The following is a 25,349-nucleotide window of genomic DNA, read 5'->3' as shown; positions in this document are numbered from 1 at the left end:
CCTGCCAGCAACCGAACCGCCGCGTGGACGTCGAAGTGGTCGGCACCCGCAAGGCACAGTAATTCGGTACCTGCAGGTCAAAAAAAGCCCAGCGAAAGCTGGGCTTTTTTTTCGCCCCTATTCCGGGCAAACCAGCGGGATCAGACCATAAAAAGCGGTGATGCCCCGCGTCACCGCTTTTTGCTTTGGCTGACGCCCGTGCATTTAGTAAGACGGCGTTGCCTGATCGTTGGCGACCATTGCGCGATCACCCACCCGAAGGTTGTTCGGACTGCGCTGCGTGACGGTGGCGAGACGGCCATCGTCCAGACGCACGTTCACACGATAGACGGTCTGCCCACCGGCACCCGCTGCGCGTTCAACCTGGTTGCCGGCCAGCGCGCCGAGCGCGGCGCCACCAATCGTCGCGACCGTGTTGCCGGTGCCGCCGCCGACCTGATGCCCCAGCACACCACCCGCCACACCACCGATGATGGTGCCGAGAATGCCCGGGCTATTGACCGGCGCCTGCATCGGCTCGATCGACTCGACCCGGCCATAGAGGGCGCCCGGCTGCTGCTGCGGCTGGCCGCCGTAAGCGGGTGCGGGGGCCGGCGCATAGCCGCCACCATAACCGCTGCCATATCCACCGCCGTAACCCGGGGCGGCACAGCCCGCCAGCACGGCGAGGCCCGCGACGCCGAGTCCCGCCAGAATGCGTTTCGATTTCATGATTTCTCCTAGAGCGAGGGTGATCATTGGAGAGAGTGCACGCGTATTTGTTCGCCTTTGTTTCAATGTGAAACCATTTAATCGCGTTGTGTGATTTGGTCGGTGCCGGGCTTTTTGGTACATTTCCTCACCTAGCCGTTTGAGCCCAGGCGCAGCGCACCATGACCACGACCTACGCGAACGCCGATCCCGGCGAACTCGAAAAATTCAGCGAACTCGCCCACCGTTGGTGGGACCCGAACAGCGAGTTCAAACCCCTGCACGAAATCAATCCGTTGCGCCTCGACTGGATCCAGTCGATCGCACCGCTGGTCGGCAAGCGTGTCGTCGACATTGGCTGCGGCGGCGGCATCCTCTCCGAGAGCATGGCGCGCGTTGGCGCCAACGTCAAAGGCATTGACCTGTCACGCAAAGCCTTGCGGGTGGCGGATCTGCACAGCCTTGAAGCCGGCGTTGCCGTCGATTATGAGGAGATCGCAGCAGAAGCACTTGCTGCGCGCGAGCCTGGCAGCTACGACGTCGTGACTTGCATGGAAATGCTCGAACATGTGCCCGATCCGGCGTCAGTTGTGCGAGCTTGCGCGACATTGGTCAAGCCGGGCGGCCACGTGTTCTTCTCGACCATCCACCGCAACGCCAAGGCGTATCTGCTGGCGGTGATCGGCGCGGAGTACGTGCTGAACCTGCTGCCGCGCGGCACGCACGATTACGACAAGTTCATCCGCCCTTCCGAGCTGGCGACGTTTGCGCGCACGGCGGGGCTGGAGCCGCAGCAGATGCGCGGCCTCGAATACAACCCGATCACAGGTCGCTATGCGCTCACGCAGGACACCAGCGTCAACTACCTGATGGCCACGCAGCGGCCGGCGGCGGCATGATCATCGGCAAATTTCCGAATCCGTTGGGTGCGGTGCTGTTCGACCTGGACGGCACCCTGGCTGACACGGCGCCCGACCTCGCTGCGGCCGCCAACAAGGTCCGTACCGACCGCGGCCTCGAACCCCTGGCCTACGAGGCGCTGCGCCCGATGGCCTCGCACGGGGCGCGCGGGCTGATCGGTGTGGCCTTCGGCGTGGGCCCCGGCGATGCGGAGTTCGAATCGCTCAAGCACGCGTTCCTGGCCAACTACGAGGCGGACATCTGCGTGCACACGCGCCTCTTTCCGGGCATGGACGATGTGCTGGCCGAACTGGGCCGCGCGGGTGTGCCGTGGGGCATCGTCACCAACAAGCAGGCGCGGTTCACGGTGCCGCTGGTTGCGCAGCTGCGCTTTCCGGTGCCGCCGGTCTGCGTGGTCAGCGGCGATACGACTCCGCATAGCAAGCCCCACCCTGCACCGCTGCTGCATGCCGCGCAATCGATCGGGGTATCGTCGCAGCATGTGGTGTACGTGGGCGACGATGTGCGCGATATCGAGGCCGGACGCGCCGCCGGCATGCCTACCATTGCCGCCAGTTACGGCTATTGTGGTAACGGGCCGCCGCCCGCCGAGTGGCAAGCCGATGCGCTGATCACGCACGCGACCGAGCTGATCCCGCTGCTGTTCGACGCGCAGCGCGCCTGATTGGCCCACCGCATGACACTTGACCGCCGCCTCCTCACCAGGACGCGGCGGTCGACTCACTGACGACGTACGCCACGCCGTGGCCGAACTGACACCAGTATGACGACCTCCCCCGATTCGCGTCCTGAGCAGCACTCCAACAACAACGGCCTGCGTGCACGGCTGGGCCGCTTGCGCGACACCCCAGGCTGGCAGCGCGCTGCGCAATTCGGCGCGCGGATGCGCACGTCGCGGCGCACCAGGCGTATCGGGCTGGGCGTGCTGATCTTCCTGGTGGTGTTCGGGCTGCTGGGCGCGGTGGGCGGGCCGCCGCTGCTGCACTATCTGGCCGAGACCCAGCTGAGCAAGGTGCTGGACCGGCCGGTGACGGTCGGCAAGATCCGCCTGAACCCGTACACGCTGCGGCTGGAAGTGGACCAGCTGCACATTGCCGAGCGCGACGGCAAGACGCCCTTTATCGACATCGGCCACCTGCATGTGAATGCGGCGTGGAGTTCGGTCTTCCGCCGCGCACCGGTCATCGAAGAGCTGACGGTGGATGCGCCACGCGTGCGCATCGTGCGCACCGCCGAGCAGCGTTTCAACTTCTCCGACATCCTCGACCGGCTGAATCAGCCGGAGGTGCCGCCCAAGCCCAAGTCAACCGAGCCGGCGCGCTTCGTGCTGGCCAACCTGAAGCTCAACGACGGTGCGATCCAGTTCATCGACCAGCCGCTGGGCGCGCAGCACACGGTGGATGGCCTGCAGATCGGCGTGCCGTTCCTGGCCAGCCTGCCGGCCGATGTGGACATCTTCGTACAGCCGCTGCTGGCTGCGCGCGTCGATGGATCGCCGCTGCATTTCGCGGGCAAGACCAAGCCGTTTGCAGAATCGTTGCAATCGGACCTGACCATCAAGATCGACGGCCTGGACCTGCCGCGCTACCTCGGCTATGTGCCCGGCCCGTTGCCGGTGGCCATCCCGCAGGGCAAATTGAGCACGGACCTGACCATCGATTTCCAGAAGCCCAAGACCGGCGCCCCGGTGCTGCGCGTGCATGGCACGGCGGGGCTCGACAACCTGGAAGTGACCGACCCGAAGAAGGCGCCGCTGGTGGCCGCCAAGCAAGTGCGCGCGACGCTGGCCGACGTGCGCCCGCTGGACAGCGTCTACCACCTCGATGCGCTGTCGCTCGACGGCGTGCGCGTCGATGCCGCGCGCGCGGCGGATGGCGCCATCAACTTCGCACGGCTTGGCGGCAAGCCGGCACCGACCGAGGCCAAACCCACCTCGCCCGAACCCGCCAAGCCGAAACCACTCGACGTCGTCGTCAGCAAGCTGCAGCTCGCCAACAGCAGCGTGCACTGGCGCGATGCCACCACGCAGCCGGCGGCCGACCTGACGCTGGAAGACCTCCACGGCGACGTGGCAGTGCGCACGCTCGGCGGCCCGACCACACTCGACGTGGGCGCCAAGCTGGCGCAGGGCGGCACGCTCAACGTCAAGGGCAGCACGTCGCTGGAGAAGAACAACGGCGAGCTGGAACTGAAGCTCGACGGCGTGAAGCTGGCCGGCATCGGGCCGTACCTGCGCCAGGCCGGTGCGCCGCAACTGCAGAGCGGCGCGCTGTCGGCCGACGGCAAGGTCGCGCTCGATTTCGGCGCGGACAAGTTCAACGTGCGCGCCGAGCCGTTGACCGCTAGCCTGGCCGATCTCGCCATGGCGCCGGCTTCGGGCAAGGACACGGCATTGCGCGCCAAGCTGTTGCGCGCCGATGTGAAGAGCTTCGACCTGGCTGCGCGCACGATCGTGCTGAACGAAGTGCGCACCGATGGCCTGCAGCTCGACGCGCTGCGCAAGAAAGACGGCACCACCACGCTGACGCTGCTCGACAGCACGGCGCCTGCCGCGGCCAAGCCCGCCGCCGCAAAATCGAACGCCGCCGCCGAGAAGCCATGGGCGGTCACCGTACAGACGCTGAAGGTGGACAACAGCGCCGTCGGCTTCGAAGACCAGACCAACTCGCGCCCGGTCAAGGTACGCGTCGAGCCGCTGAACGTGGTCGTGCAGAACGCCTCGACCGATCTCGGCAAGCCGGTCAACGTGCAGATCGGCGCGGGACTGGGCAGCAAGGGCAAGCTCGATGTGCGCGGCGATGTCGTGCCGCAACCGCTCAAGGCCGACCTGCGCGTGAACACGCAGAACCTGTCGCTGGCGGGCTTCGACCCGTACCTCGACAAGGCCCTGAACGCCGCCATCACCAGCGCGCTGCTGACGATGGACGGACGCCTCGTGCTCAACCAGGGCAAGGCGCTGACCGTCAACTACCAGGGCAACGCGACGCTGGGCAACGTGCGCCTGCAGGACCGCGTGAGCGCCGACGACTTCCTGCGCTGGCGCTCGCTCGCGCTCAACCGCATCCAGGCGAATTACGACGGCACCACACCGCACGTGCGCGTGGGCGCGGTGGCGCTCTCGACGTTCTATGCGCGGATCATCATCAATCCGAACGGCCGCCTGAACCTGCAGGACATCCGCGTGCAGCCGACCGAGGAGCGCCGCTCGCTGACGCAGTCGGAACCGGCCTCGGCACCTGCAGCGCAGACTGCCGCACCTGCCCCAACGCCTGCGGTGGCGGAAAGCGCGGCCCCCGCATCGTCGATGGCGGCAACCAGCGCACCTGCGCCCAAGGCCAGCGGCGCCGACCTGCGCATCGATGCCATCACACTGCAGGACGGCAACATCCGTTTCACCGACAACTTCGTCAAACCGAACTACACCGCCAACCTGACCGCCATCGGCGGCTCGGTCGGCACCATCAGCACGGCCGCCAACCAGCCACCCGCCGATGTGACCCTGCGCGGCAGCGTGGACAGCACCGCGCCGGTCGACATCCACGGCAAGGTCAACCCGCTCGCGCCCACCGCCTTTGTGGACCTGACCGCCAAGGCCGACGGCGTGGAGCTGACCAACCTCACGCCCTACTCCGCCAAGTACGCCGGCTACCCAATCACCAAGGGCAAGCTGACGATGGACCTGCACTACCTGCTCGACGGCGGCAAGCTGACGGCCGACAACCACATCTTCATCGACCAGCTCACCTTCGGCGACCGCGTGGAGAGCAAGGACGCGACCAACCTGCCGGTGCGCCTGGCGGTGGCGCTGCTGAAGAACTCGCGCGGCGAGATCGATGTGCGCGTACCGGTGTCGGGCTCGCTCAATGATCCGCAGTTCAGCGTCGGCGGCGTGATCCTGCGGGCCTTCGTCAACCTGATCGCGCGTGCGGTGACGGCGCCGTTCTCGCTGCTGGCCAGCGCGTTTGGGGGTGCCGGCGGCGAAGAGCTCGGCTATATCGAGTTCGACCCGGGCACGGCGGCCATCAGCCAGGCGTCGATCGCCAAGCTCGACAAGCTGGCCGCCGCGCTCAAGGACCGCCCGGGGCTGAAGGTCGACATCGTCGGCCGCGTCGATCCGGAATTCGACCGCGACGGCCTGCGCCGTGAGGCGGTGAACCGCCAGATCCGCGAACAGAAGCTGAAGGACGCCGGCGACGCCGCCGAGGCCGACACCAGTGTCAAGCCGGAAGAGGTGGACAAGTACCTCGAGCGCGCCTACAAGGCGGCCAAGTTCCCCAAGCCGCGCAATGTGATCGGCCTGGCGAAATCGCTGCCACCGGACGAGATGCGCAAGCTGATGGAAACCAACGTGCAGGTGACGGAATCGGACCTGCGCGAACTGGCCCAGCGCCGCGCCAACGCCGTGCACGTGGCGCTGGCCGAACGCGTGGACCCGGGCCGCCTGTTCGTGGTGGCGCCCAAGCTCGACGCCGAGGGCATCAAGGACAAGGGCAAGACCACGCGGGTTGATTTCGCGCTGAAGTGACCCATCTGTGGGATAATCATCTTTCTTCTATTGGGGCCGACCTGGTTTCGACGTGGGTTGCGAAGCAGTAGCGGGCATACCGAGGACCCGTCACCTCGTTAATCAATGGGAATGCAATAACTGCTAACGACGAACGTTACGCACTGGCAGCCTAAGGGCTGCCGTCCTCGCACTGGCTCGCTGACGGGCTAGGGTCGCAAGACCAGCGAGGTCATTTACGTCAGATAAGCCTCGGGTGCGTCACGGGCCCGAGGACGAAAACCCTAGTGAATCGCCGTCGTAGAGCGTGTTCGTCCGCGATGCGGCGGTTAAATCAAATGACTGAACTAAGTATGTAGAACGCTCTGTAGAGGACTTGCGGACGCGGGTTCGATTCCCGCCGGCTCCACCAATATCGAAACCCCAACCACTCTCGGTTGGGGTTTTTTCTTGCCTGATCGCAGCGGTTCCCGCGTGTTTGCGCGGATTTCTGCGAACGCCTGCGGACTTCGCCGGCCGGCCAAGTGGCCCGTCCATGGCCGCTTTCCACTCTCTCCAGGCCATTCTTCTCTCCGGTCGTGCTCTCCGCGAAAGGCCGGAAGTCCGCAAAGACCCTGATCTGCACCATTAAAAATCAACAAGTTACGCGCGGACCGATCAAGCGGTTGTTTTTCAGCATTGCCTACCCGGAGGGAACTCATTTCGTCTCTGCGACGGCGCCGTGGAGCCTGGCGCGCTGCTCCTCCCATAGCGCCGGCGGATCGACAGCCAAGTCGAACAGCGTGACATGGTTCGGCATGGCATCGTCCAGGATAGCGGCAACGATGTCCGGCGCCAGCGTGGTCAAGTTGACCATGCGACTGACGTAGCTGTTGTCGATCCCTTCGGCAGCGGCGATCTCCTTGAGGGACTTGGCCTCGCCCGACTCCAGTATGGCCAGCCACCGATGGCCTCTGGCCAGCGCCAGTTGCAGCGGTGTGGCCGCCGCGTCCCACGGTCTGGCCTTGGTCGTTTCGCCGGTGGGCAGCGTGACCAGCTTGCGCCCGCTGCGCCGCTTGATCTGGATCGGCACCGACAACGTCAGCCGGCCATCGCTGGCCTTGACGATGTCGGGCTCGCCCGTCTTGTGGATGCGGATCTCGCTCATGACAAGGCCTCCTCGGGCTGGGCAACGCCCGCCGGTTGCAGTTCCAACACCAAGCGCTCGATGCCGTTGGCGCGCAATCGCACTTCGAGATCGTTGGGCGACACGATCACCTTCTCGACCAGCAGCTTGACGATGCGCGTCTGCTCGGCCGGGAACAGCTGGTCCCAAATCGTGTCGAGCCGTGTCATGGCGACCGTGACCTTGGCCTCGTCGAGACTGGGATCCAGTTCAATAGCGCGCGGCAGGACGTCGCCCAAGAGAGCCGGCGATCGCAGGATCGAGCGCAGCTGGTCCAGCACGGCGGATTCGAGTTCAGCGGCTGGTAGTCGCGGCAGCCCCGACGCGCCCGCGTGCTCCTTGTTCTCGCGCTGCGGCACGTAGTAGCGGTAGCGCCGGCCGTTCTTCTTGGTGGTGTGAAACGGCGACAGCGCCCGTCCGTCGTTGCCGAATACGATGCCCTTGAGCAGGTACGGCACGGTCGCCCGGGTGGCATTGCCGCGCACCCGGCCGTTGGTGGCCAGGATGGCGTGCACCTGATCCCACAACGCGCGGTCGATGATGGGTGGATGTTCGGCCTGGTACCACTGCTCCTTGTGGCGCAGTTCGCCGAGGTAGGTGCGGTTGTTGAGCAGCTTGTAGATCAGTCCCTTGTCGATCGGCTTGCCTTCGCGAGTCTTGCCGTCCTGCGTGGTCCATGCCTTGGAGGTCACGCCATCCAGCTTCAGCTCCTTGAACAGCAGCGTGCCGGAGCCGAGTTCGACGAAACGCTGGAAGATATTCCGGATGAGCTTGGCCTCCTTTTCGTTGGGTACCAGCCGCCGGTTCTCGACGTCGTAGCCGAGCGGCGGGACACCACCCATCCACATGCCCTTGCGCTTGCTGGCGGCGATCTTGTCGCGGATGCGCTCGCCCGTGACCTCGCGCTCGAACTGGGCGAAGGACAGCAGGATGTTCAACATCAGTCGCCCCATCGACGTGGTGGTGTTGAACTGCTGGGTGACCGACACGAAGGACACGCCGTAGCGTTCGAACACCTCGACCATCTTGGAGAAGTCGGCAAGGCTGCGTGTGAGGCGGTCGATCTTGTAAATGACGACCACATCGATCTTGCCCGCCTCGATGTCCGCCATCAGCCGCTTGAGTGCGGGACGATCCATGTTGCCGCCGGAGAACGCCGGATCGTCATAGTCATCTGCGACAGGAATCCAACCTTCGGCGCGTTGGCTGGCGATGTAGGCGTGGCCGGCATCGCGCTGGGCGTCGATGGAGTTGTATTCCTGGTCCAGCCCCTCATCGGTGGACTTGCGGGTGTAGACGGCGCAGCGCATGCGGCGCTTCAAAACTTCGCTCATCGCCGCGCTCCCTTCTTCGCCTTCGTCTTGGGTGTGGCGGGTGCCTTGAGCCCGAAGAACAGCGGCCCAGACCAGCGCGTGCCGGTGATTTCGCGGGCGATCATCGACAGGCTCGGGTACATCCGGCCCTGGAAGTCGTACTGACCGTCCTGGGTCACGATCACGCGGTGCTCAACGCCCTGGTACTCACGGGTCAGCACGGTCCCGGCTGCCGGTCGGTAGTCGCGATCGCGCTTCTTGACCTTGCCGGTCTCGATCAAGGATGCGATGCGGCGCTTGTTGCGCTCCAGCAGGCCGACATCGACCTTGCGGAACTCCATCTCCTGCAGGCGGTAGGCAATGCGGCGCTCGAGAAACTGGCGGTTGTGGGTGGGCGTATCGCCGCCGAAGAGCCATAGCCAGAGCGCTTTGATTTCCGGCATAGGAAGCTCGGGCAATCGTGCGATCTGCGCAGCCACCGAGGGTGACGTGGTGAAGGTGCTTGTATTCGTTCTCATCAGGACTCCGTTTTTGTGTTGTTGACGGTGTCTGAATGAACGCTCTGGTTGCCATGAAAGCCAAGTAAAACTTCGCTATCTTCAGCACTATCTGCGGACCGGAGATCGTCGGCCAGTCGAAGGCGCGCGATCCCATTTGCCAGCAACGACGCGAGCTCGCGCCGACGCTGTTCGGGGGTCATCCGGTCGGGTGGTATTTGGTTGATTGCGTGCATCGGTGTCGGTCCTCTCCGTCAAACTCGCTTGAATAGCGAAATTCTCCGGACGAATGCTGACCGACACCATGAGGGAGTTTCGGGCGCAGGCGTACTAGTGCGGGCCGCTGCGAATACACAGTATCGGCGCAGCCAGAACGCAGTGCCGTCAGAGCCCAAACCGCGCGCGAATCAGCCCGGCAAATGTTGGGCGAGGACTTCCTTGATACGCTGAATCGGCGTGTCGGATCGCCAGCCGAAGGCGTGACGGCGGAAGCGGGAACTGAACAGCCAGTTGCGCGCGCTCATGATCTATCGCACAGGGAATTGGCCGTTGCGGATGAATCGGTCAAAGGTGTCCTCCTCAGCCTCTTCATCATGCCGAGGCCGTTGCCATTCGGCATCGGGCATCAACAGCAGCGTCAGTGTGTAGTCGTACTGCCCGGCCACGCGGGTCATTTCGGTGACGGGCATGCTCGCGGGCTCCCTTGGAAACCAGGACTGTGCGCGCCCCGTCTGCTGATCGCCTGCGTCCCAGCCGTTGTAGCTGTGGGCCAGCGCCTGGCGAGGCAACTCGACGGTGTTCTTGCGGGTGGCAAAGTATGCGCCGGACCGAAGGGCCGCCTCATTCGACTTGGCCCACAGCATGTGATCGTCACGGCTGGCTACCAACACGGCGCGCTTCGGGGCGATTTCGGTCCAGCGCAAGGCGGCGGCTGTCAGCGAAACACCGTAGCGATCGGCGCAGTGACCCAGCAGATCGAAGCTGATCGGCTGCCCATCCACTTGGCGCCGGAAATCATCCAGCGGCATCAACAGGGTCGAGGCGAACGAGTCCGATTCGACCTCGATGTCGCGCTCATTGTTGTCCCCGGTTTCGATGTCGTCGCCACCGCACTCGAAGCGATCCTGTTGGTGGCGGTGCAGGAGGTAATGTCCAAACTCGTGCGCAATGGTGAAGCGCTTCCGACCTTCCGAGGCTGTTGCACTGTTGTAGAGGATCAGCCATTTCGAGCGCGACTTGTTGGCCGCCAACATGCCGTCGAAACCGTCCAGGTCTTCTCCCTGAACCTTGTCGATCGGCGACGCGGCAAAACACTGGCGCGAATACTCCAGCGCCAGCTCATCGACCTTCACCGGAAATCGTTCGGTACCAAGCACCGCGTTGAGCATCTTCGAGATGCGGTTGGCCTCGGCCATCGGTTTCTTGTGTTCGGTCACTCGTCGTCTTCCCAAGCATCGAGAATTTTGCGGATCTTCTTCTTGTCCGGCTCGGACATGGCTTTGAACTTGCGGAAGAACGCCTCATCGAGCACAGCCTCGTCTGGCGTCGCCGAGGACTCGGTGAGCAGGAACTCTGTGGTCACCTCGAGCACCGCCGCAATCTTGCTGATCTTGTCCGCCGACGGTTTCGGATCGTCTTTGTTCTCCAGCTCCCAGATGTAGCTCTTGCTGGACTCGGTCAACTCCGCCAGCTGTTCAAGGCTGAGCTTCTTCTGCTTACGCAGTGCACGGATCTTGTCGCCCAGGGGGGATGGCACCGTCTTCTCCTCATTCGTCTGCTTCAACCCAAAAATGATACCACCATACCGAACAAAACTGTACCTGCTTGACAAACCACTATCCGACCGGAAATAATCTGAATCGTTCGGTACGCCGAACGTTATCGGTCTGAAATCCCCAACAAGAAGACGGGGGCCTGGGCTGGTGCCAACCCAATCAAAACCTTGCAAAGGGGGAATGTCGATGAACGATGCTGAAAATCTGTCCAAGCTGCTCGGCCACCTGCCGCCGGCAGTCTTCCGTGAATTCATGGTGGGGGAATTCGGTCTGGCCATGCCGGAACTGGACAAAAAGCAGGGCAAACAGGACCAGCGCGCCGTCATGGAGCCGGTACTGTCGGCCCTGACGGTGAGCGAGCGCCAGAAGATCGAGGAAGTGGCCGAGCGCATCGTGCTGCTGTCGGACGGCGCCGGGCAGGACGTCATCGAAGGCATCAGTCAGGACATCTTCGGCGACGCAGAAAAAGCGGCGTTTGCCGCCATCCCGAATCAATATGAGCGCGCGCTGTGGCTTCACCTCCATGAGCCCGCGCTCTTCGAGGAGGCTTTGAACGCTCGCCAGGCCGACGTGTTCCGCCAGAGCGCGTCGTGCTATTCCGGCTACGTCGCGCCCAAGGACCTCACGGTGCTGGACGACGCAACAGCGCGGCAGGCATTCCATCAGGCCGTCGCTCAGCACCTTGGTTGCGCGGCGGACACTGTCGCCGTCCAGGTCTTCAAGCGGCTGCGCCCCGACACACTCACCGGCGAAGACGTCGACCTGTACCAGGTCAGCGTGCATCACAACCGCCCGCCCGAGATCATCGACCGCGTCCAGGCCAGCGAACTGGTGCCGCAGGAAGTCATCCGTGCGGTCTCCTCGCACATCACCTATGAGCCGGCCAACGGCCATCTGGAGGTCCTGTCCAAAGACACGGATGGCCGCGAGGCGCTGGCCCGCATCGTTGCGGACTCGCTGTTGCAGTCGCCCATCACCGGCGACAAGATTCCGCTGAAGCAATATGACTACCAGAGCCTGGCTGCCCCTCGCACCTTCGATCTGTCCGGCGAGGACGTCGCGTCGGTCAAGGTGATCGAACTCGGCTACACCTTGGCCAACCACCGGTCCCTGCTGGTGAAAATCTGGTCCAAGGACGTCGACGACATCTACACTGCCGCCCGCTCACTGATCTCCCTGTCGTTCGATTTCCGCAACCACCATCTCAACTACGCAAAGCTGTCGATCCGCATCAAGAAGGTCGGCAAGGAACGTGCGCGCACGATCACGGTGATCCTGCGTGACGACAACAAGTGCAACGTCAAGACCAAGCGCGAAAAGGATCGGGCGCTGTGCGACCGTTTGCTGGCCAAGTGGCAGTTGGTGAAGGAAATCACAGATGTCGCCGAAGAGCCTGTCGACGCGCTCGTTGCTTGATTTGCTCGATCTCTTCGAGCGATCGGCCGATGCCATAGCCGATGGAGATGGTCAGCGACTGCATGGTGTGCCCGGTTGGGATCTGTCGCGCCGCGCGACGCTCTCCGACCGGGATCTCGCGCAATGGACCGAACGTATCGGTTATGCCGGATGCTATCCGGCGCCCAGAGGTGACGAAAGCGTGCCGGTTGAAATCGAGGAAGACGATGACCCGGGACGCTATCGCTACCGGTGCCCCGAGACCTTCCGTACCAAATACGTGTCTGCCGATCTGGTGGCGGTCCATGCCATCACCGACACCAAGCTGCTGAACTACCTGGCGGACCTGCTCGGAATTCCACAGGCACATCGACGTGGCATCACGGCGCCTGCCATCGGTGGCGTGCTGTGGAATCTCGGCAAGATGCGCATAGCCGATGCGCAGGTCGACGTATGGCTGGCGCGAGCGCTTTCTTCATCCATCGATCGGGTCTTCGACCATTTCCGTGCGGCATCACAACCCGAACAGGGCTTGATCTTCACAACGGGCCAAGCCCTGCCCGACATCGTGCCGCCGCCCCGGAGCTACCGCATCGTTCCGATTGCCAGCGTTCTGGTGGACTACGCGGTCAAGCCACACCTTGATACCGACCTGATCCACCGCTTGCTGGTCGCACCGGCAGGCAGCAAAGAGGAAAAATCCCTCCCGGTTCGCTTCGACCCGTACTCCAACACACTGGTCATCGCCACCAAGGCCGACAAGCCTTGGGCCATCAAGGGTGCCAAGCAGGTCGCCGTGGTGAAGTACCTGGTCGAACAGTTCGAAAACGGTCGCGCGCGAGTTTCTGCGGGAGACATTCTGGTCGCGGCTCACGGTTCACGGGAGGCCGCACGCGGCAAGCGGGTTCCGAGCATCTTCAGCAGCAACAGCCAGTGGCTCGACTACATCGAACATGACGACGATGGGTATGGCATCAAGCTGGAATGAACCAGCGCCGACATTCATCCTCACGCACAACCGCCTTCGGGCGGTTTTTTGCTTTCTGGGTCCCACTTTTTCCTGTTTTGGCTGAGCCCGTACATCAGCCCGTACATGGCGGTGGCTGACGCCCGTACAGGCCGAATTTGAAGATGACCTCACGTTTTCGCAATCACCTGAAAGGAGAAAAACGTGAGTGTCAAACACCTCAACCAACGCCAATTGGCCGACCGTTGGGACGTCAGCGAAGCCACCTTGGAACGCTGGCGGTCCGAAGGAATCGGTCCGGTCTTTCTGAAACTGCAAGGGCGTGTCCTGTACCGCCTTGAGGACGTCGAAGCCTTCGAGTCCGAGAGCCTGCGCAAGAGCACGTCCGAGCGCGTCGAAGCGGGAGGTGCGGCATGAACCTCCTCTCCCCCGATCAAGTGCTGACCACGCCGGCCGGCGAACTCGCCCAGCAATCCGGCGAGTCGCTTTTCCAACTGAAGAACGACGCAGCTGACCTGCTGGCCGCTGCCAAAGCCATCGTCGAACACGTCGATCGCGCCCTGGATCTGAAGTACGCCCAACGCGCGCACGAACTGCGCCTGGCGGCCGGCAAAGACACCGGCGTCGTGCACTTCGATGACGGCCGTATCCGTATCACTGCCGACCTGCCCAAGAAAGTCGAGTGGGACCAGGCAAAGCTGGGCGACATCACCCGCCGCATCGCCGCCAACGGCGAAGACCCCGCCGAGTACGTCGAGATCAGCTACCGCGTCTCCGAAACCAAGTTCAACGCCTGGCCCGAGACGCTGAAGACCGCGTTCGCCTCGGCGCGAACGCTCAAGACCGGCAAGCCCGGGTTCCGTCTTGCATTGATTCAGGAGTGATCCCAATGAAAACCAAAACCATGTTGATCGAGCTGCTGCGCAAGCAGCCCGAGATGTACCTGCGCGATCTGCCGGAAACGATCCGCATCCCGGCGCTCGGTGACAACCGTGCCGACGAGGTGGTGCGCCCGCTGGAGGACGCGACCGTTGATGACCTGGCCTTCGCGATCCAGGGCATGGAAGCCGAGTCCCGCGTTCAACACCGCCGCCTGCAGGGCTTGCGCGATCTGTATGACCTGGCCCGCAAGCGCGGCGCCTTGGGCGTCACCACGGTGGCTGCTGCATTCGCCGATCTGGGTGGTGAAGGAGGCCGGAAATGAGTCTGCCCATCATCACCGCAGACCAGCGTCTCGCAGAGCGCCGTGGCGTCAAGGGCGTGCTCGTTGGCAAGAGCGGCATCGGCAAGACCTCACAGCTCTGGACCTTGAAGCCAACGGCGACGCTGTTCTTCGACCTCGAGGCCGGCGATCTCGCCGTCGAAGGCTGGGCGGGCGACGCGATCCGCCCACGGACATGGCAGGAATGCCGCGACTTCGCCGTCTTCATCGGCGGCCCGAACCCGGCACTGCGCGAGGACCAGCCCTACAGCCAGGCGCACTTCGACGCGGTCTGCGATCGCTTTGGCGACCCGTCGGCTCTGGACAAGTACGAGACCGTCTTCGTCGACTCGATCACCGTGGCCGGACGCTTGTGCCTGCAGTGGTGCAAGGGCCAGCCACAGGCCTACTCGGAGAAGACCGGCAAGCCAGACAGCCGTGGCGCCTACGGTTTGATGGGCCAGGAAATGATCGGCTGGCTCACCCACTTGCAGCACACGCGCCGCAAGAACGTGTGGTTCGTCGGCATCTTGAACGAGGCCTTGGACGACTTCAACCGCCGGGTGTTTTCGCTGCAGATCGACGGCTCCAAGACCGGCCTCGAGCTGCCCGGAATCGTCGACGAGGTCGTGACCCTCGCCGAGCTCAAGGCCGACGACGGCAGCGGCTACCGCGCATTCGTCTGCCACACGCTCAACCCATGGAACTACCCGGCCAAGGACCGTTCCGGTCGGCTCGACGCCATCGAGGAGCCGCATCTCGGCCGCCTGATGGAAAAGATCGCCGGCCCCGCGAGGCCCGCCACCGAGCGACTCGATTTCGCCCGTCCCAATCCGGCGTCTGCCTCTGATTCAGCTGCCGCCCCCGAATCCACTTCGACTCAGGAGTCCTGATATGACTTATTTCGATTTCAATTCCGCTTCCGAACAGACGTCCTTCGATCTGATCCCGAAGGGCACCCTGGTCCGCGTCCGCATGACCATCCGCCCGGGCGGCTTCGATGACGCGTCGCAAGGGTGGACTGGCGGCTATGCCACCCGCAATGCCGAGACCGGCTCGGTCTACCTCAGCTGCGAGTTCGTCGTGACGGACGGCGAGTTCGCCCGCCGCAAGATGTGGTCGCTCATCGGCCTGCACAGCCCCAAGGGGCCGGAATGGGCCAACATGGGCCGCACCTTCGTCAAGGCGGTCCTCAACTCGGCGCGTGGGGTGCACCCCGGCGACAACAGCCCTGCCGCACAGAACGCGCGACGCATCGGTGGATTCGCCGATCTGGATGGCATCGAGTTCCTGGGCAAGGTCGACTGGGAGAAGGACAAGAACGGTCAGGACAAGAGCGTCATCAAGGCCGCCGTCACGCCGGACCACAAGGACTACGCCGCGCTGATGGGCGGTGCGCGTCAGCCAGCACCTACGTCCCCCGCTGCCAGCGCTCCCAACGCGTATGCACAGGCCACCGGCCGAGCACCCGTTTCGGGCCGCCCCAGCTGGGCGCAGTGACGGAGGGCTAATCTCATGATGCTCCGTCCCCGCCAATCCCTCCTGATCGAGCGCACGCTTGCGGCGCTCGACGAGCACGGGAACACGCTGGCTGTCGCACCGACCGGGTCGGGCAAGACCATCATGCTGTCGGCAGTCACCGGCAGGGTGTTGGCCGAGCCCGATGCGAAGGCCTGCATCCTCGCCCATCGCACTGAACTGACCGGTCAGAACCGCGACAAGTTCTCGCGTGTGAATCCGAGCATGAGCACGTCGGTGTTCGATGCCAACGAGAAGTCCTGGCGCGGCCAAGCGACGTTCGCGATGGTGCAGACCCTGTCGCGCCAGACGCACCTCGACCAGATGCCTACCCTGGATCTGCTCGTGATCGACGAGGCGCACCACGCTTCGTCACCGACCTACCGCGCCGTCATCGACACGGTGCTGGCCCGCAATCCTCGGGCTGGCGTCTGCGGCCTGACCGCCACCCCGAATCGCGGTGATGGCAAGGGGCTGCGCGAGGTCTTCTCCAACGTGGCAGACCAGATCACCTTGGGCGAAATGATCGCCGCCGGGCACCTCGTTCCGCCGCGCACCTTCGTGATCGACGTCGGCGTACAGGACGCACTGCGCAACGTCCGCCGCACCGCGATGGACTTCGACATGGACGAGGTCGCCTCCATTCTCGACAAGCGCCTGATCACCGAGGCGGTGATCAAGCATTGGAAGGCGAATGCGTCGTCGCGCAAGACCATCGTCTTCTGTTCCACGGTCGCCCATGCGCAGAACGTCTGTGATGCCTTTGTCGAATCGGGCATACACGCCGTGCTGATCCACGGCGAGTTGTCCGACGCCGATCGCAAAGCGCGCCTGGCCGAGTATGAGTCCGGGCACGCCCAGGTCGTGGTCAATGTCGCGGTGCTGACCGAGGGCTATGACTACACGCCCACCAGTTGCGTCGTCCTGCTGCGTCCCAGTTCCTACAAGTCCACCTTCATCCAGATGGTCGGCCGTGGTCTGCGCACCGTGGACCCCGAGGAGTTCCCGGGCGTCATCAAGACCGATTGCATCGTGCTGGATTTCGGTACGGCCAGCTTGATGCACGGATCTCTCGAACAGGAAATTAACCTCGACGGGCATCCGGGCGACGGTGATGCGCCGACCAAGGACTGCCCGGAGTGTGGTGCCATCGTTCCGCTGGCCTGCATGGAGTGCCCCCTGTGCGGCCACGTGTGGGAGCGCGAGCCGCAGGAGCTTGGCGTACTGACGGACTTCGTCATGAGCGAGATCGATCTGCTCAAGCGCTCCAACTTCCGCTGGTGCGACCTGTTCGGGCATGACGACGCGCTGATGGCCACGGGGTTCAGCGCATGGGGCGGCATCTTCTATCTCAATGGCCGCTGGCACGCCGTCGGCGGCGGGAAAGACTTGAGGCCACACCTGCTGGCCGTCGGCGAGCGCACGGTGTGCATGGCCAAGGCCGACGACTGGCTCAACGACCACGAATCCGCCGACTCCGCCCACAAGACCCGGCGCTGGCTGAACGAGCCGCCGACCGACAAGCAACTGCGCTACCTCCCAGAGCACATGCGGGTGGACTTCGGCATGACCCGCTACCAGGCATCGGCCTTGTTGGCGTTCCAGTTCAACAAATCGTCAATTCAGCGGCTAGTGGTCGCGGCCAACGAAAGCCATCGGGAGGCCGCTTGAAATGCGCGATCTGCTACCGCAAGGCCAAGGGCTATGGCTGGTCCAACCCTCGGTTCAAACCGGGCGACCCACAACGCTACTCAGATCGCTGGGTGTTCTGTTCGCGCCGTTGCCAGGACGCGTTCTGCAAATTGATGACCAAGACGGAGGCACGCATGATCGATCCGAGTGACATGGAACTGGCAGCCATGCGGGCGTGCCTGTCGCCGCTGGGTGAGTACGTCGGCTCCATCGGCATGGAGCGGCCCTTGGCGGACTACACGCGGGATGAGGTGCTGACCCTGATCGATGTCGTCGTCACCACCTATCAGGACCAGATGATCGAAGAGCACGAGCGCATGGCCGCCAAGGATCGTGCCTTCCTGGAGGAGCGCCTGGCCCGTCAAGGTCAAGCCGCTCCGAAGGGAGTGCCGTTCTGATGCTGGATTTCAACCACCGCCCCAAGATTCACGAACAGATCGGCGCTCTCATCGATGCCGCCCTCGCTAGCGATCGTGATGGACAGGCACCGCGCACCTACCTCGGCGCTTCGCGGCTGGGTGTGGCCTGCGAGCGCGCGCTGCAGTACGAGTACCTGCGCACGCCGGTCGATCCCGGCCGTGAAATTCCCGGTCGCATCCTGCGCGTGTTTGAGGTCGGGCATGCGCTCGAAGACCTGGCCGTTCGCTGGCTGCGTTTGGCTGGCTTCGACCTGTACACCCGCAAGGCCGGCGGAGGCCAATTCGGCTTTTCCGTGGCGGGCGGCCGCATCCAGGGCCATGTCGACGGTGTGATCAACGCCGCCCCAGGCGAGCTCGGGCTCCGGTGCCCGTCGCTATGGGAATGCAAGACCATGAACGACAAGTCCTGGCGGGACACGGTCAAGCTCGGCGTCGCCCGGTCCAAGCCGGTGTACGCAGCGCAGATGGCGATCTACCAGGCCTACATGGAAGCCGCCATTCCCGGCATATCGCGCAACCCCGCGCTGTTCACCGCGATCAACAAGGATTCGCAGGAGATCTGGTTCGAGCTGGTGCCGTTTGACGGCGGACTGGCCCAGCGCATGTCCGATCGCGCGGTCCGGGTCATTTCCGCATCCGATGCCGGCGAGTTGTTGCCACGCCATGCAACGACCCCGACCCATTTCGAGTGCAAGTCGTGCTCCTGGCAAGACCGCTGCTGGGGGGCGACGTGACGACGAACGATATCGTGTGGCTCGACTTCAACGACGCGGCCGAACCTCGAAATGAACTCGTAAATGACACGGAGACGTTGCGTACCGGGTTGCTGGATCGGCTCGAAGCCGTCTTGCACTACCTGTTCCCCCAAGGCCGCATGCGGGGCGGCAAGTTCTATGTCGGCGACACCGACGGCTCACCCGGCAAAAGCCTGGTCGTCGAGCTCGACGGCGCTCGTCGCGGTTTGTGGAAGGACTTCGCCACCGACGATGGCGGTGATGTCATCGACCTGTGGGCACGATCCCAGGGGCTGTCCACGCGCCAGGATTTTCCCCGTCTTGCCACGGAGATTCGCCAGTGGCTGGGAGTCGCACCGCCTGCGCAGTCCATTGCTCCTCACGCGGTCCGTACCGTTGCTGTCGATGAGCTTGGCCCCTACACCGCGAAATGGGATTACCTCACGCCCGAGGGCGAGCTGATCGCCTGTGTGTACCGCTACGACCCACCGACCGGCAAGGAGTACCGCCCCTGGGACGTGCGCGCCCGGATGTGGCGGGCACCCGATCCGCGCCCGCTTTACAACCTGCCGGCAATCTCAAAGCTGCAGGACGTGGTGCTGGTCGAGGGCGAGAAATGCGCCGATGCGCTAATCGCCTGCGGCATTGCGGCCACCACCGCGATGAACGGGGCCAGGGCGCCGATCGACAAAACCGACTGGCGACCGCTCGCTGGCCGCTCGGTGCTGATCTGGCCAGACCGCGACGCGCCGGGCTGGGACTACGCCGAGAACGCCGCACGCGCTTGTGTCGCGGCGGGCTGCGCTTCCGTAGCCATTCTGGTGCCGCCATCCGACAAGCCCGACAAGTGGGACGCGGCTGATGCCGTCGCCGAAGGCTTCGACTGCGATGGGTTCATCGCGCAGGGCGAGCGCCGCGTGGTCAAGGCGGCATTGCCGATGCTGCCGACATTCACGCTGGGCGCGCTGCTGGATGACGATTCGCCGCTGCCGCCTGATCTCATCTCGCCGCGCGTGCTGACGCCGGCCGGAATGCTGGTCTTCGGCGGCGCGCCCAAGGTCGGCAAGAGCGACTTCCTGCTGGCCTGGCTGACCCACATGGCCGCTGGTGCCGCCTTTCTCGGCATGCGCCCGTCACGCCCTTTGCGCGTGTTCTACCTGCAGGCAGAGGTGCAGTACCACTACCTGCGCGAACGGGTCAAAGAGCTGCGCATTCCACCCAGCCGGCTCCTGGATGCCCGCGCGAACTTCGTGGCCACGCCCCAGCTGCGCCTCGTGCTGGACGACGCCGGCCTCGCGCAGGTGATTCCTGCCATTGCGAATGCGTTTGGTGGCGAGCCTCCGGACATCATCGCCATCGATCCCATCCGCAATGTGTTCGATGGCGGCGACGCCGGTGGCGAGAACGACAACGGCGCGATGCTGTTTTTTCTCTCGCAACGGGTGGACCGGCTTCGCCAGGCGGTGAATCCGGATGCCGGGGTGATCCTGGCCCACCACACGAGGAAGCTGGGCAAGAAGCAGTTCGAGGAGGACCCGTTCCAGGCTCTGGCCGGTGCCGGCAGCCTGCGCGGCTACTACTCGAGCGGAATGCTGCTGTATCGGCCCGACGAGCTGCGCACGACGCGGCAGCTCATCTTCGAATTGCGCAATGGGCCGGGCATCCCCCTCAAGCACGTGGACAAGGTGCAGGGGGAGTGGCGCGAGGTCGAACCCAATGAGCGGCTGGTCATGCAGGAGTATGGCCAGCGGCTCGATGCCGAACGCCGCCGCAAACGCGATGTGATCCTGCAGATCCTGTTCGATGAGGCTGCGCAGGGTCGCTGCTACACCGCCAATCAGTTCGCCGAAGGCTTCGAAGGCAAGGCGGGGCTCGGCGGCGAGCGCACGATCCGCGAGCGGCTTTCTGCGCTCTCGACGCAGGGCTACATCAAGTATTTCCGCAATGCAGTCGACTACGGCCTGCCGCCAGCCCGCACCAAATTCGGCTACCTCTGCGTGGAAGGCATGGTCCTGCGCTCGGTCGCTGGCGAACCCGATCCAGACACCGGCGAAGTGCCGTTGCGCGAACTCGCCGTACAGCCCACCCACTTCAAATGCCCGCAATCGGGGGCCGCCTTGCCGGTCGAGAACCCCGAGGTGTGGGTTTACCAAGACGACATCAACGATCCTCAGGAGCCCGCATGAACACGCATCGACAAGTTGGCAAAACCGTTGCCAACTTCCCCCTGCTTTTTGCCGACGTCGGCAAGTTGGCAAACACCTGCCAACTTCAATCCATTTCAAATCAACGCCTTGCGGAGTTGTCGGCAAATTGGCAAGTTGGCAGCGCCGCCAACTTGCCAACTTCAGCAAACCCGCATGGATACTGGGTTTTCCGGGAATTCCAAGTTGGCGAAAACTCCCCCTCCTACTACGTAGGAGAGGGAACAGCAGTTCCCTCTACCTTACGTGGAGGTTTGCCTGGAGGTCGGGATGGGGGCGGTCTGCCGGCGAACGGAAACGCGATCTTGGCGCTGGATCTCGGCACCCAGACCGGTTGGGCTCTGCTGGACCGTGACGGCGACATCAGCAGTGGAACCGAAGGGTTCAAGCCACAGCGCTTCGAGGGTGGCGGCATGCGCTACCTCCGCTTCAAACGCTGGCTCACCGAACTCAAGCAGGTTGCTGATGGTTTGGATGCCGTGTTCTTCGAAGAGGTCCGTCGTCATGCCGGCGTCGATGCCGCGCACGCCTACGGCGGTTTCATGGCCCATCTGACTGCCTGGTGCGAACACCATCAGATCCCGTACCAGGGCGTTCCGGTTGGCACGATCAAGAAGCACGCGACCGGCAAAGGCAACGCAAGCAAGGACGACATGATCGCTGCCGCCCGGCTTCTTGGATATGCGCCTACGGATGACAACGAGGCCGATGCCCTGGCGATCCTGCACTGGGCCATCCAGATCTACCACGATGGGCAGGAGGTGTGACATGAAGATCCCCACACCTCAGTACCGCAGCCCGCTGGGACGGCTCGTGCCAGAGCCCCGACGAGATCCCGAAGAGATCAAACGCGAGGGATGGCTCGACCAGCACATCCTCGTCATTTCACCCGAGGACACACGACTCGACTGGTCCGAGCGTGAGCTGCTCCGTCGCATTGGCAACCGCCTGTATGGGAACAAGGAGCGTCGCCATGGCTGAATGGAGCATCGATGAACTTGCAGATCGTTTTGTCGAGGCTGCACGCACTGCACATCGATTGCCCCCTGTGCGGGTGCAAGGCTATTTCAACGTCTGGCCGACGATCGTGCGCACGGAGTTCGAACGCCTGGCCTCCGACGATCCTGCACCCATCCGTTTTCCGCCGAGCCCTGCCGATGTCGACAGAATGCTGGAGGTCATGCGATGGGTGCAGTGTTTGGAGATGGACCAACGACACCTCGTGTGGATGCGGGCGGAGCGGTATCGCTGGTCAGAGATCGCCAAGCGCTTCGGTTGTGCACCGCGCACGGCACAACGACGGTGGGACATGGCCCTGCATCTCGTGGCACTCCATCTGGCATCGGGAAATTAAGTGAAGTTGCTGGTGGCTGCTAACGAGCGCCAGCCATTGCTAACGCTTGATGGGATTGCACGCTTTCCGGCGTGTCGCGTTTTGCGGCGATCGAGGGTAAATTCTCTCTATGGTTGCGAGAGCTGTGTCTCGCATCGAATCGACTTGTAGCCCGCCCGGAGCATCGCTCTCGGCGGGCTTTTCATTTATGAATGCCGATGAGCGCGCTGCAGATCCACTACCGTCCGATCGACTCGCTGATCCCGTACGCCCGCAATGCCAAGCAGCACTCGGATGCCCAGGTCGCGCAGATCGCCGCCAGCATCCGCGAGTTCGGTTGGGGTGCGCCGATCCTGATCGATGGCAAGAACAATGTGATCGCCGGCCACGGTCGCCTGCTGGCTGCCCGCAAGCTCGGCATGACGGAGGTTCCGGTCGTCCCGCTGGAGCATCTGACGGACACCCAACGTCGGGCGCTGATCCTGGCTGACAACAAGATCGGCGAGAACGCCTCCTGGGAAGACGAACTGCTGGGCATTGAGTTGTCCGAGCTGAAAGACGCCGGCTTCGACCTCGGCCTGACAGGCTTTTCTCCCGACGAATGGGAAGCGCTGATCGCAGGCGACGAAGCTACCAAGGACGGGCTCACCGACGACGATGCTGTGCCGGAAGTGCCTGAAACACCCATCTCCAAAACGGGCGACGTGTGGTTGCTGGGCGATCACAAACTGCTGTGTGGCGACGCCACCAAGACGGACGACTACAAGCTGCTGCTCGGTGACGAATTGCCGGACATGGCTTTCACCGATCCACCGTACAACGTGAACTACGCCAACACGGCCAAGGACAAATTGCGCGGCAAGAATCGTCCGATCCTGAACGACAACCTGGGCGACGGCTTCGAAGCATTCCTGCTTGCCGCCTGCCAGAACATCTTGGGCGTCACCAAGGGCGCCGTCTATGTCGCCATGAGTTCCAGCGAACTCGACACCCTGCAATCGGCCTTCCGCGCTGCCGGCGGTCGCTGGTCGACCTTCATCATCTGGGCCAAGAACACCTTCACCCTCGGACGCGCCGACTATCAGCGCCAGTACGAGCCGATCCTCTATGGCTGGCGTGACGGCACCGATCACTACTGGTGTGGCGCCCGTGATCAGGGCGACGTCTGGAACATCAAGAAGCCGGCCAAGAACGATCTGCACCCGACCATGAAACCGGTGGAACTCGTCGAGCGCGCGGTGCGCAACAGCAGCAAGACCAAAGACATCGTGCTCGATCCGTTCGGCGGCTCCGGCTCCACGCTGATCGCCTGCGAAAAATCCGGCCGCCGTGCCCGTCTGATCGAACTCGATCCGAAGTATGTCGATGTGATCGTGCGCCGCTGGCAGGACTACACGGGGCAAGAAGCGATACGCGCCAGTGATGGCGCGAAATTCGGAACGGTGCCGGAGGCGGATCAGCCGGTGATGGCGTAGATCCGCTCGCCGCCGTTCACCTTGGTCGACGTGATCGTCAGGCCCAGCTTCTTCTTGAAGGCGCCAGCAAAGGTGCCGCGCACCGTGTGCGGCTGCCAGCCAGTCACCTCAACGATCTGCGCGATGGTGGCGCCCTCCGGTCGCTTGAGCATCGCGATCACCTGGGCCTGCTTGCTGTTCTCGCGCGTGCGCGGCTTGGCTTGTTCGATGGCCTCGTCGATCGCCTTGGCGCTGACCGGCGCCTTGCGCGGTACGCCCAGCGCCTCGTAACCCTCGGCGGCGATGAACCAGTCGTCGCCGGTGTTCGTGATCAGAGTGCGGTTGGACAGTCCGTCGAGAACCTTCTTGCGCGCGCCGCCTTTGATGTGGTCCGGGAACCAGGTGATCTTGCCCTCGGTGTGTTGATGGGCATAGGCCAGGATGGCGTGTTGGGCGGGTGTGAGCTGAGTGGTCATTTGGATCTCCGTCGACGTGGTTGATGGTGTTCGCATGAACGCTTCAATCCGCCACGAAGACAAGTCGTTTCGGCGCATTCGTCGCTTCTTTCTTGAACAGGCCATCGATGCCCCGCAAAGCCCCCACGCCCTGTCGCCACCCCGGTTGCGGCAAGCTGGTCCAGGACGGCTCCGGCTACTGCGCCGAACATCAGCGGAACAAGGTCGGCTGGTACCAGGACCGTCGCAGTGCGCATCAGCGCGGGTACGGCGCGAAGTGGCAAAAGCTGCGCGCCTTCGTCATGCGACGCGACCAAGGGCTGTGCCAGCCGTGCAAACGGTCCGGACGCCTGACGCCGGCCGTGGCGGTGGACCACGTCGTGCCCAAGTCACAAGGCGGCGCCGACCACCCCGACAACTGCCAGGCGATCTGCCACCGCTGCCACGTGCTCAAAACGGCCCAGGAGTCGCGCCAACCGCGTGACCCGGCGTTCAAGCCTGGGGCGCCCGGCAACGACAGCTTTTGATGCCCCCGGGTAGGGGGTGAAATCCTTGGGCGCGATTCGCAAAAGACCGCGCGCCCCGTCAAATTTTTCCGCGTGCAAATTGAAACAGGGGGGACTCCCCCTGCGAGGACCCGAATCCAATGGCCGGACGCAAGCCGCTGCCCACCACCGTCAAGCAAATCAAGGGCACGCTGCAGAAGTGCCGCACCAACCTGCGGGAGCCCAAGCCGCAAGGGGATCTGGTCGAGCCACCAGAGTACATGAGCGAGGGCGCGAAGTCCGCCTGGCGCTATGCGCTGGAATGCGCACCGCCGCACCTGCTCAAGAAACTCGACATGTCGGTCCTTGAAGTGTGGGCCTGCGCCGCTGATCTGTACCGCAAAGCGCAGGCCGGCATCAGCAAGACCGGACTGCTCGTGAAGGCGCCGAACACTGGCGTGCCGATGCAGTCGCCGTACCTCGCCATTGCCAACAAACAGGCGCAGATCATGACCAAGGCCGCGACCGAGATGGGCTTCACGCCGGCATCGCGCTCCCGTGTCACGCTGCCCATGGAAGCCGCTGAGGACGATCTCGATCCTTGGGCGGACATCGCGGGATAGATGG

28 protein-coding genes and 1 other RNA gene are annotated in these 25,349 nt (G+C 63.7%); 21 read left to right on the top strand and 8 right to left on the bottom strand.

All coding sequences use genetic code 11. The features are described 5' to 3' along the window. Positions 1–204: 204 nt before the first annotated feature. The gene (locus QZ609_RS05435; RefSeq protein WP_295492019.1) at positions 205–711 is read right to left on the bottom strand and encodes a glycine zipper 2TM domain-containing protein; all 507 of its coding nucleotides are present in this window, start codon (positions 709–711) and stop codon (positions 205–207) included. Positions 712–872: 161 nt separating this feature from the next. On the opposite strand from QZ609_RS05435, the gene ubiG reads away from it, so the two are divergent. The 4 genes from ubiG to ssrA all read left to right on the top strand — a co-directional run bounded on the left by ubiG (position 873) and on the right by ssrA (position 6,527). Then, positions 873–1,589 carry a bifunctional 2-polyprenyl-6-hydroxyphenol methylase/3-demethylubiquinol 3-O-methyltransferase UbiG gene (gene ubiG, locus QZ609_RS05430; RefSeq protein ID WP_295492017.1) on the top strand — a complete coding sequence of 239 codons (717 nt, stop codon included), beginning with the start codon at positions 873–875 and terminating at the stop codon, positions 1,587–1,589. Continuing rightward, a complete protein-coding gene (locus tag QZ609_RS05425) occupies positions 1,586–2,275 on the top strand; it encodes an HAD-IA family hydrolase (RefSeq protein ID WP_295492016.1) in 690 nt (229 codons plus the stop codon). Before ubiG ends, QZ609_RS05425 begins: the two co-directional genes overlap by 4 nt. Positions 2,276–2,374: 99 nt before the next feature. After that, the gene (locus QZ609_RS05420) at positions 2,375–6,136 is read left to right on the top strand and encodes a DUF748 domain-containing protein (RefSeq protein ID WP_295492014.1); all 3,762 of its coding nucleotides are present in this window, start codon (positions 2,375–2,377) and stop codon (positions 6,134–6,136) included. A gap of 32 nt (positions 6,137–6,168) precedes the next feature. After that, positions 6,169–6,527: a transfer-messenger RNA gene (ssrA, locus tag QZ609_RS05415) on the top strand. 285 nt (positions 6,528–6,812) lie between these two features. Here the strand turns inward: ssrA and QZ609_RS05410 are convergent. The 6 genes from QZ609_RS05410 to QZ609_RS05385 form a co-directional block, all read right to left on the bottom strand. After that, positions 6,813–7,262 carry a LacI family transcriptional regulator gene (locus QZ609_RS05410; RefSeq protein WP_295492012.1) on the bottom strand — a complete coding sequence of 150 codons (450 nt, stop codon included), beginning with the start codon at positions 7,260–7,262 and terminating at the stop codon, positions 6,813–6,815. Next, complete coding sequence (locus QZ609_RS05405) at positions 7,259–8,614, bottom strand: recombinase family protein (RefSeq protein ID WP_295492010.1); 1,356 nt, start codon at positions 8,612–8,614, stop codon at positions 7,259–7,261. The genes QZ609_RS05410 and QZ609_RS05405 overlap by 4 nt, the downstream gene beginning before the upstream one ends. Beyond that, positions 8,611–9,111, bottom strand: a complete 501-nt coding sequence (locus tag QZ609_RS05400) for a DUF2924 domain-containing protein (RefSeq protein ID WP_295492008.1) — start codon at positions 9,109–9,111, stop codon at positions 8,611–8,613. The genes QZ609_RS05405 and QZ609_RS05400 overlap by 4 nt, the downstream gene beginning before the upstream one ends. Next, positions 9,111–9,326 (bottom strand): hypothetical protein, encoded by a 216-nt coding sequence (locus tag QZ609_RS05395; RefSeq protein ID WP_295492006.1) that lies wholly within the window; start codon positions 9,324–9,326, stop codon positions 9,111–9,113. The genes QZ609_RS05400 and QZ609_RS05395 overlap by 1 nt, the downstream gene beginning before the upstream one ends. Before the next feature lie 291 nt (positions 9,327–9,617). Further along, positions 9,618–10,526: an ImmA/IrrE family metallo-endopeptidase gene (locus tag QZ609_RS05390; RefSeq protein ID WP_295492004.1), complete on the bottom strand. Its 909-nt coding sequence runs from the start codon at positions 10,524–10,526 to the stop codon at positions 9,618–9,620. Continuing rightward, positions 10,523–10,846 carry a helix-turn-helix domain-containing protein gene (locus QZ609_RS05385; RefSeq protein ID WP_295492002.1) on the bottom strand — a complete coding sequence of 108 codons (324 nt, stop codon included), beginning with the start codon at positions 10,844–10,846 and terminating at the stop codon, positions 10,523–10,525. The genes QZ609_RS05390 and QZ609_RS05385 overlap by 4 nt, the downstream gene beginning before the upstream one ends. A gap of 166 nt (positions 10,847–11,012) precedes the next feature. Here QZ609_RS05385 and QZ609_RS05380 point away from each other — a divergent pair, with 166 nt between their 5' ends. From QZ609_RS05380 to QZ609_RS05310, 15 genes are all read left to right on the top strand, one after another. Next, positions 11,013–12,281 (top strand): hypothetical protein, encoded by a 1,269-nt coding sequence (locus tag QZ609_RS05380; RefSeq protein WP_295492000.1) that lies wholly within the window; start codon positions 11,013–11,015, stop codon positions 12,279–12,281. Beyond that, positions 12,244–13,248, top strand: coding sequence for a hypothetical protein (locus QZ609_RS05375; RefSeq protein WP_295491998.1), 1,005 nt, complete (start codon positions 12,244–12,246; stop codon positions 13,246–13,248). The genes QZ609_RS05380 and QZ609_RS05375 overlap by 38 nt, the downstream gene beginning before the upstream one ends. Before the next feature lie 183 nt (positions 13,249–13,431). After that, complete coding sequence (locus QZ609_RS05370) at positions 13,432–13,644, top strand: helix-turn-helix domain-containing protein (protein WP_023873750.1); 213 nt, start codon at positions 13,432–13,434, stop codon at positions 13,642–13,644. After that, positions 13,641–14,111, top strand: coding sequence for a hypothetical protein (locus QZ609_RS05365; RefSeq protein ID WP_295491995.1), 471 nt, complete (start codon positions 13,641–13,643; stop codon positions 14,109–14,111). Before QZ609_RS05370 ends, QZ609_RS05365 begins: the two co-directional genes overlap by 4 nt. 20 nt (positions 14,112–14,131) lie before the next feature. Continuing rightward, a complete protein-coding gene (locus QZ609_RS05360; RefSeq protein ID WP_295491993.1) occupies positions 14,132–14,431 on the top strand; it encodes a hypothetical protein in 300 nt (99 codons plus the stop codon). After that, the gene (locus tag QZ609_RS05355; RefSeq protein WP_295491991.1) at positions 14,428–15,321 is read left to right on the top strand and encodes an ATP-binding protein; all 894 of its coding nucleotides are present in this window, start codon (positions 14,428–14,430) and stop codon (positions 15,319–15,321) included. Before QZ609_RS05360 ends, QZ609_RS05355 begins: the two co-directional genes overlap by 4 nt. 1 nt (position 15,322) lies before the next feature. Then, entirely contained in the window at positions 15,323–15,928 is a 606-nt protein-coding gene (locus tag QZ609_RS05350) for a hypothetical protein (protein WP_042549014.1), read from the top strand. Positions 15,929–15,943: 15 nt separating this feature from the next. After that, a complete protein-coding gene (locus tag QZ609_RS05345) occupies positions 15,944–17,617 on the top strand; it encodes a DEAD/DEAH box helicase (protein ID WP_295491989.1) in 1,674 nt (557 codons plus the stop codon). Between the two features lie 155 nt (positions 17,618–17,772). Beyond that, positions 17,773–18,036, top strand: coding sequence for a DUF6511 domain-containing protein (locus QZ609_RS05340; RefSeq protein WP_295491987.1), 264 nt, complete (start codon positions 17,773–17,775; stop codon positions 18,034–18,036). Continuing rightward, complete coding sequence (locus tag QZ609_RS05335) at positions 18,036–18,791, top strand: hypothetical protein (protein ID WP_295491985.1); 756 nt, start codon at positions 18,036–18,038, stop codon at positions 18,789–18,791. Before QZ609_RS05340 ends, QZ609_RS05335 begins: the two co-directional genes overlap by 1 nt. Then, a complete protein-coding gene (locus tag QZ609_RS05330; protein WP_295491983.1) occupies positions 18,788–20,977 on the top strand; it encodes an AAA family ATPase in 2,190 nt (729 codons plus the stop codon). The genes QZ609_RS05335 and QZ609_RS05330 overlap by 4 nt, the downstream gene beginning before the upstream one ends. Positions 20,978–21,249: 272 nt before the next feature. After that, a complete protein-coding gene (locus QZ609_RS05325; protein ID WP_295492021.1) occupies positions 21,250–21,762 on the top strand; it encodes a hypothetical protein in 513 nt (170 codons plus the stop codon). A 1-nt stretch (position 21,763) separates the two neighbouring features. Next, a complete protein-coding gene (locus QZ609_RS05320) occupies positions 21,764–21,976 on the top strand; it encodes a hypothetical protein (RefSeq protein WP_295491981.1) in 213 nt (70 codons plus the stop codon). Then, the gene (locus tag QZ609_RS05315; RefSeq protein WP_295491979.1) at positions 21,969–22,349 is read left to right on the top strand and encodes a DUF6362 family protein; all 381 of its coding nucleotides are present in this window, start codon (positions 21,969–21,971) and stop codon (positions 22,347–22,349) included. Before QZ609_RS05320 ends, QZ609_RS05315 begins: the two co-directional genes overlap by 8 nt. Positions 22,350–22,540: 191 nt before the next feature. After that, positions 22,541–23,803, top strand: coding sequence for a site-specific DNA-methyltransferase (locus QZ609_RS05310; RefSeq protein WP_295491977.1), 1,263 nt, complete (start codon positions 22,541–22,543; stop codon positions 23,801–23,803). Here the strand turns inward: QZ609_RS05310 and QZ609_RS05305 are convergent. Continuing rightward, entirely contained in the window at positions 23,785–24,258 is a 474-nt protein-coding gene (locus QZ609_RS05305) for a DUF3489 domain-containing protein (RefSeq protein WP_295491975.1), read from the bottom strand. The two genes, QZ609_RS05310 and QZ609_RS05305, sit on opposite strands and share 19 nt — an antisense overlap. 107 nt (positions 24,259–24,365) lie before the next feature. Between QZ609_RS05305 and QZ609_RS05300 the strand changes: the two genes are divergently transcribed. Next, entirely contained in the window at positions 24,366–24,764 is a 399-nt protein-coding gene (locus tag QZ609_RS05300; RefSeq protein WP_295491973.1) for an HNH endonuclease, read from the top strand. Positions 24,765–24,883: 119 nt separating this feature from the next. Beyond that, on the top strand, positions 24,884–25,345 hold the full coding sequence (locus QZ609_RS05295; RefSeq protein ID WP_295491970.1) for a phage terminase small subunit P27 family: 462 nt from the start codon (positions 24,884–24,886) through the stop codon (positions 25,343–25,345). Positions 25,346–25,349 lie beyond the last annotated feature (4 nt).

The sequence above is a fragment of the uncultured Ralstonia sp. genome (assembly GCA_913056305.1).
In the GTDB taxonomy this organism is placed as follows: domain Bacteria; phylum Pseudomonadota; class Gammaproteobacteria; order Burkholderiales; family Burkholderiaceae; genus Ralstonia.
Note: the sequence above shows the minus strand (reverse complement) of the source record. Positions and strands in the feature narration are given on the sequence as shown.

Bases quoted from the DNA above. Each gene is read 5' to 3' on its own strand.
- QZ609_RS05420 (WP_295492014.1), top strand. From the start codon at position 2,375: ATGACGACCTCCCCCGATTCGCGTCCTGAGCAGCACTCCAACAACAAC.
- QZ609_RS05410 (WP_295492012.1), bottom strand. From the start codon at position 7,262: ATGAGCGAGATCCGCATCCACAAGACGGGCGAGCCCGACATCGTCAAG.
- QZ609_RS05400 (WP_295492008.1), bottom strand. From the start codon at position 9,111: ATGAGAACGAATACAAGCACCTTCACCACGTCACCCTCGGTGGCTGCG.
- QZ609_RS05300 (WP_295491973.1), top strand. From the start codon at position 24,366: ATGCCCCGCAAAGCCCCCACGCCCTGTCGCCACCCCGGTTGCGGCAAG.
- QZ609_RS05375 (WP_295491998.1), top strand. From the start codon at position 12,244: ATGTCGCCGAAGAGCCTGTCGACGCGCTCGTTGCTTGATTTGCTCGAT.
- QZ609_RS05335 (WP_295491985.1), top strand. From the start codon at position 18,036: ATGCTGGATTTCAACCACCGCCCCAAGATTCACGAACAGATCGGCGCT.
- QZ609_RS05435 (WP_295492019.1), bottom strand. From the start codon at position 711: ATGAAATCGAAACGCATTCTGGCGGGACTCGGCGTCGCGGGCCTCGCC.
- QZ609_RS05360 (WP_295491993.1), top strand. From the start codon at position 14,132: ATGTTGATCGAGCTGCTGCGCAAGCAGCCCGAGATGTACCTGCGCGAT.
- QZ609_RS05395 (WP_295492006.1), bottom strand. From the start codon at position 9,326: ATGCACGCAATCAACCAAATACCACCCGACCGGATGACCCCCGAACAG.
- QZ609_RS05310 (WP_295491977.1), top strand. From the start codon at position 22,541: ATGCCGATGAGCGCGCTGCAGATCCACTACCGTCCGATCGACTCGCTG.
- QZ609_RS05405 (WP_295492010.1), bottom strand. From the start codon at position 8,614: ATGAGCGAAGTTTTGAAGCGCCGCATGCGCTGCGCCGTCTACACCCGC.
- QZ609_RS05315 (WP_295491979.1), top strand. From the start codon at position 21,969: ATGGCTGAATGGAGCATCGATGAACTTGCAGATCGTTTTGTCGAGGCT.
- QZ609_RS05320 (WP_295491981.1), top strand. From the start codon at position 21,764: ATGAAGATCCCCACACCTCAGTACCGCAGCCCGCTGGGACGGCTCGTG.
- QZ609_RS05425 (WP_295492016.1), top strand. From the start codon at position 1,586: ATGATCATCGGCAAATTTCCGAATCCGTTGGGTGCGGTGCTGTTCGAC.
- QZ609_RS05340 (WP_295491987.1), top strand. From the start codon at position 17,773: ATGATCGATCCGAGTGACATGGAACTGGCAGCCATGCGGGCGTGCCTG.
- QZ609_RS05355 (WP_295491991.1), top strand. From the start codon at position 14,428: ATGAGTCTGCCCATCATCACCGCAGACCAGCGTCTCGCAGAGCGCCGT.
- QZ609_RS05365 (WP_295491995.1), top strand. From the start codon at position 13,641: ATGAACCTCCTCTCCCCCGATCAAGTGCTGACCACGCCGGCCGGCGAA.
- QZ609_RS05305 (WP_295491975.1), bottom strand. From the start codon at position 24,258: ATGACCACTCAGCTCACACCCGCCCAACACGCCATCCTGGCCTATGCC.
- ubiG (WP_295492017.1), top strand. From the start codon at position 873: ATGACCACGACCTACGCGAACGCCGATCCCGGCGAACTCGAAAAATTC.
- QZ609_RS05295 (WP_295491970.1), top strand. From the start codon at position 24,884: ATGGCCGGACGCAAGCCGCTGCCCACCACCGTCAAGCAAATCAAGGGC.
- QZ609_RS05345 (WP_295491989.1), top strand. From the start codon at position 15,944: ATGATGCTCCGTCCCCGCCAATCCCTCCTGATCGAGCGCACGCTTGCG.
- QZ609_RS05350 (WP_042549014.1), top strand. From the start codon at position 15,323: ATGACTTATTTCGATTTCAATTCCGCTTCCGAACAGACGTCCTTCGAT.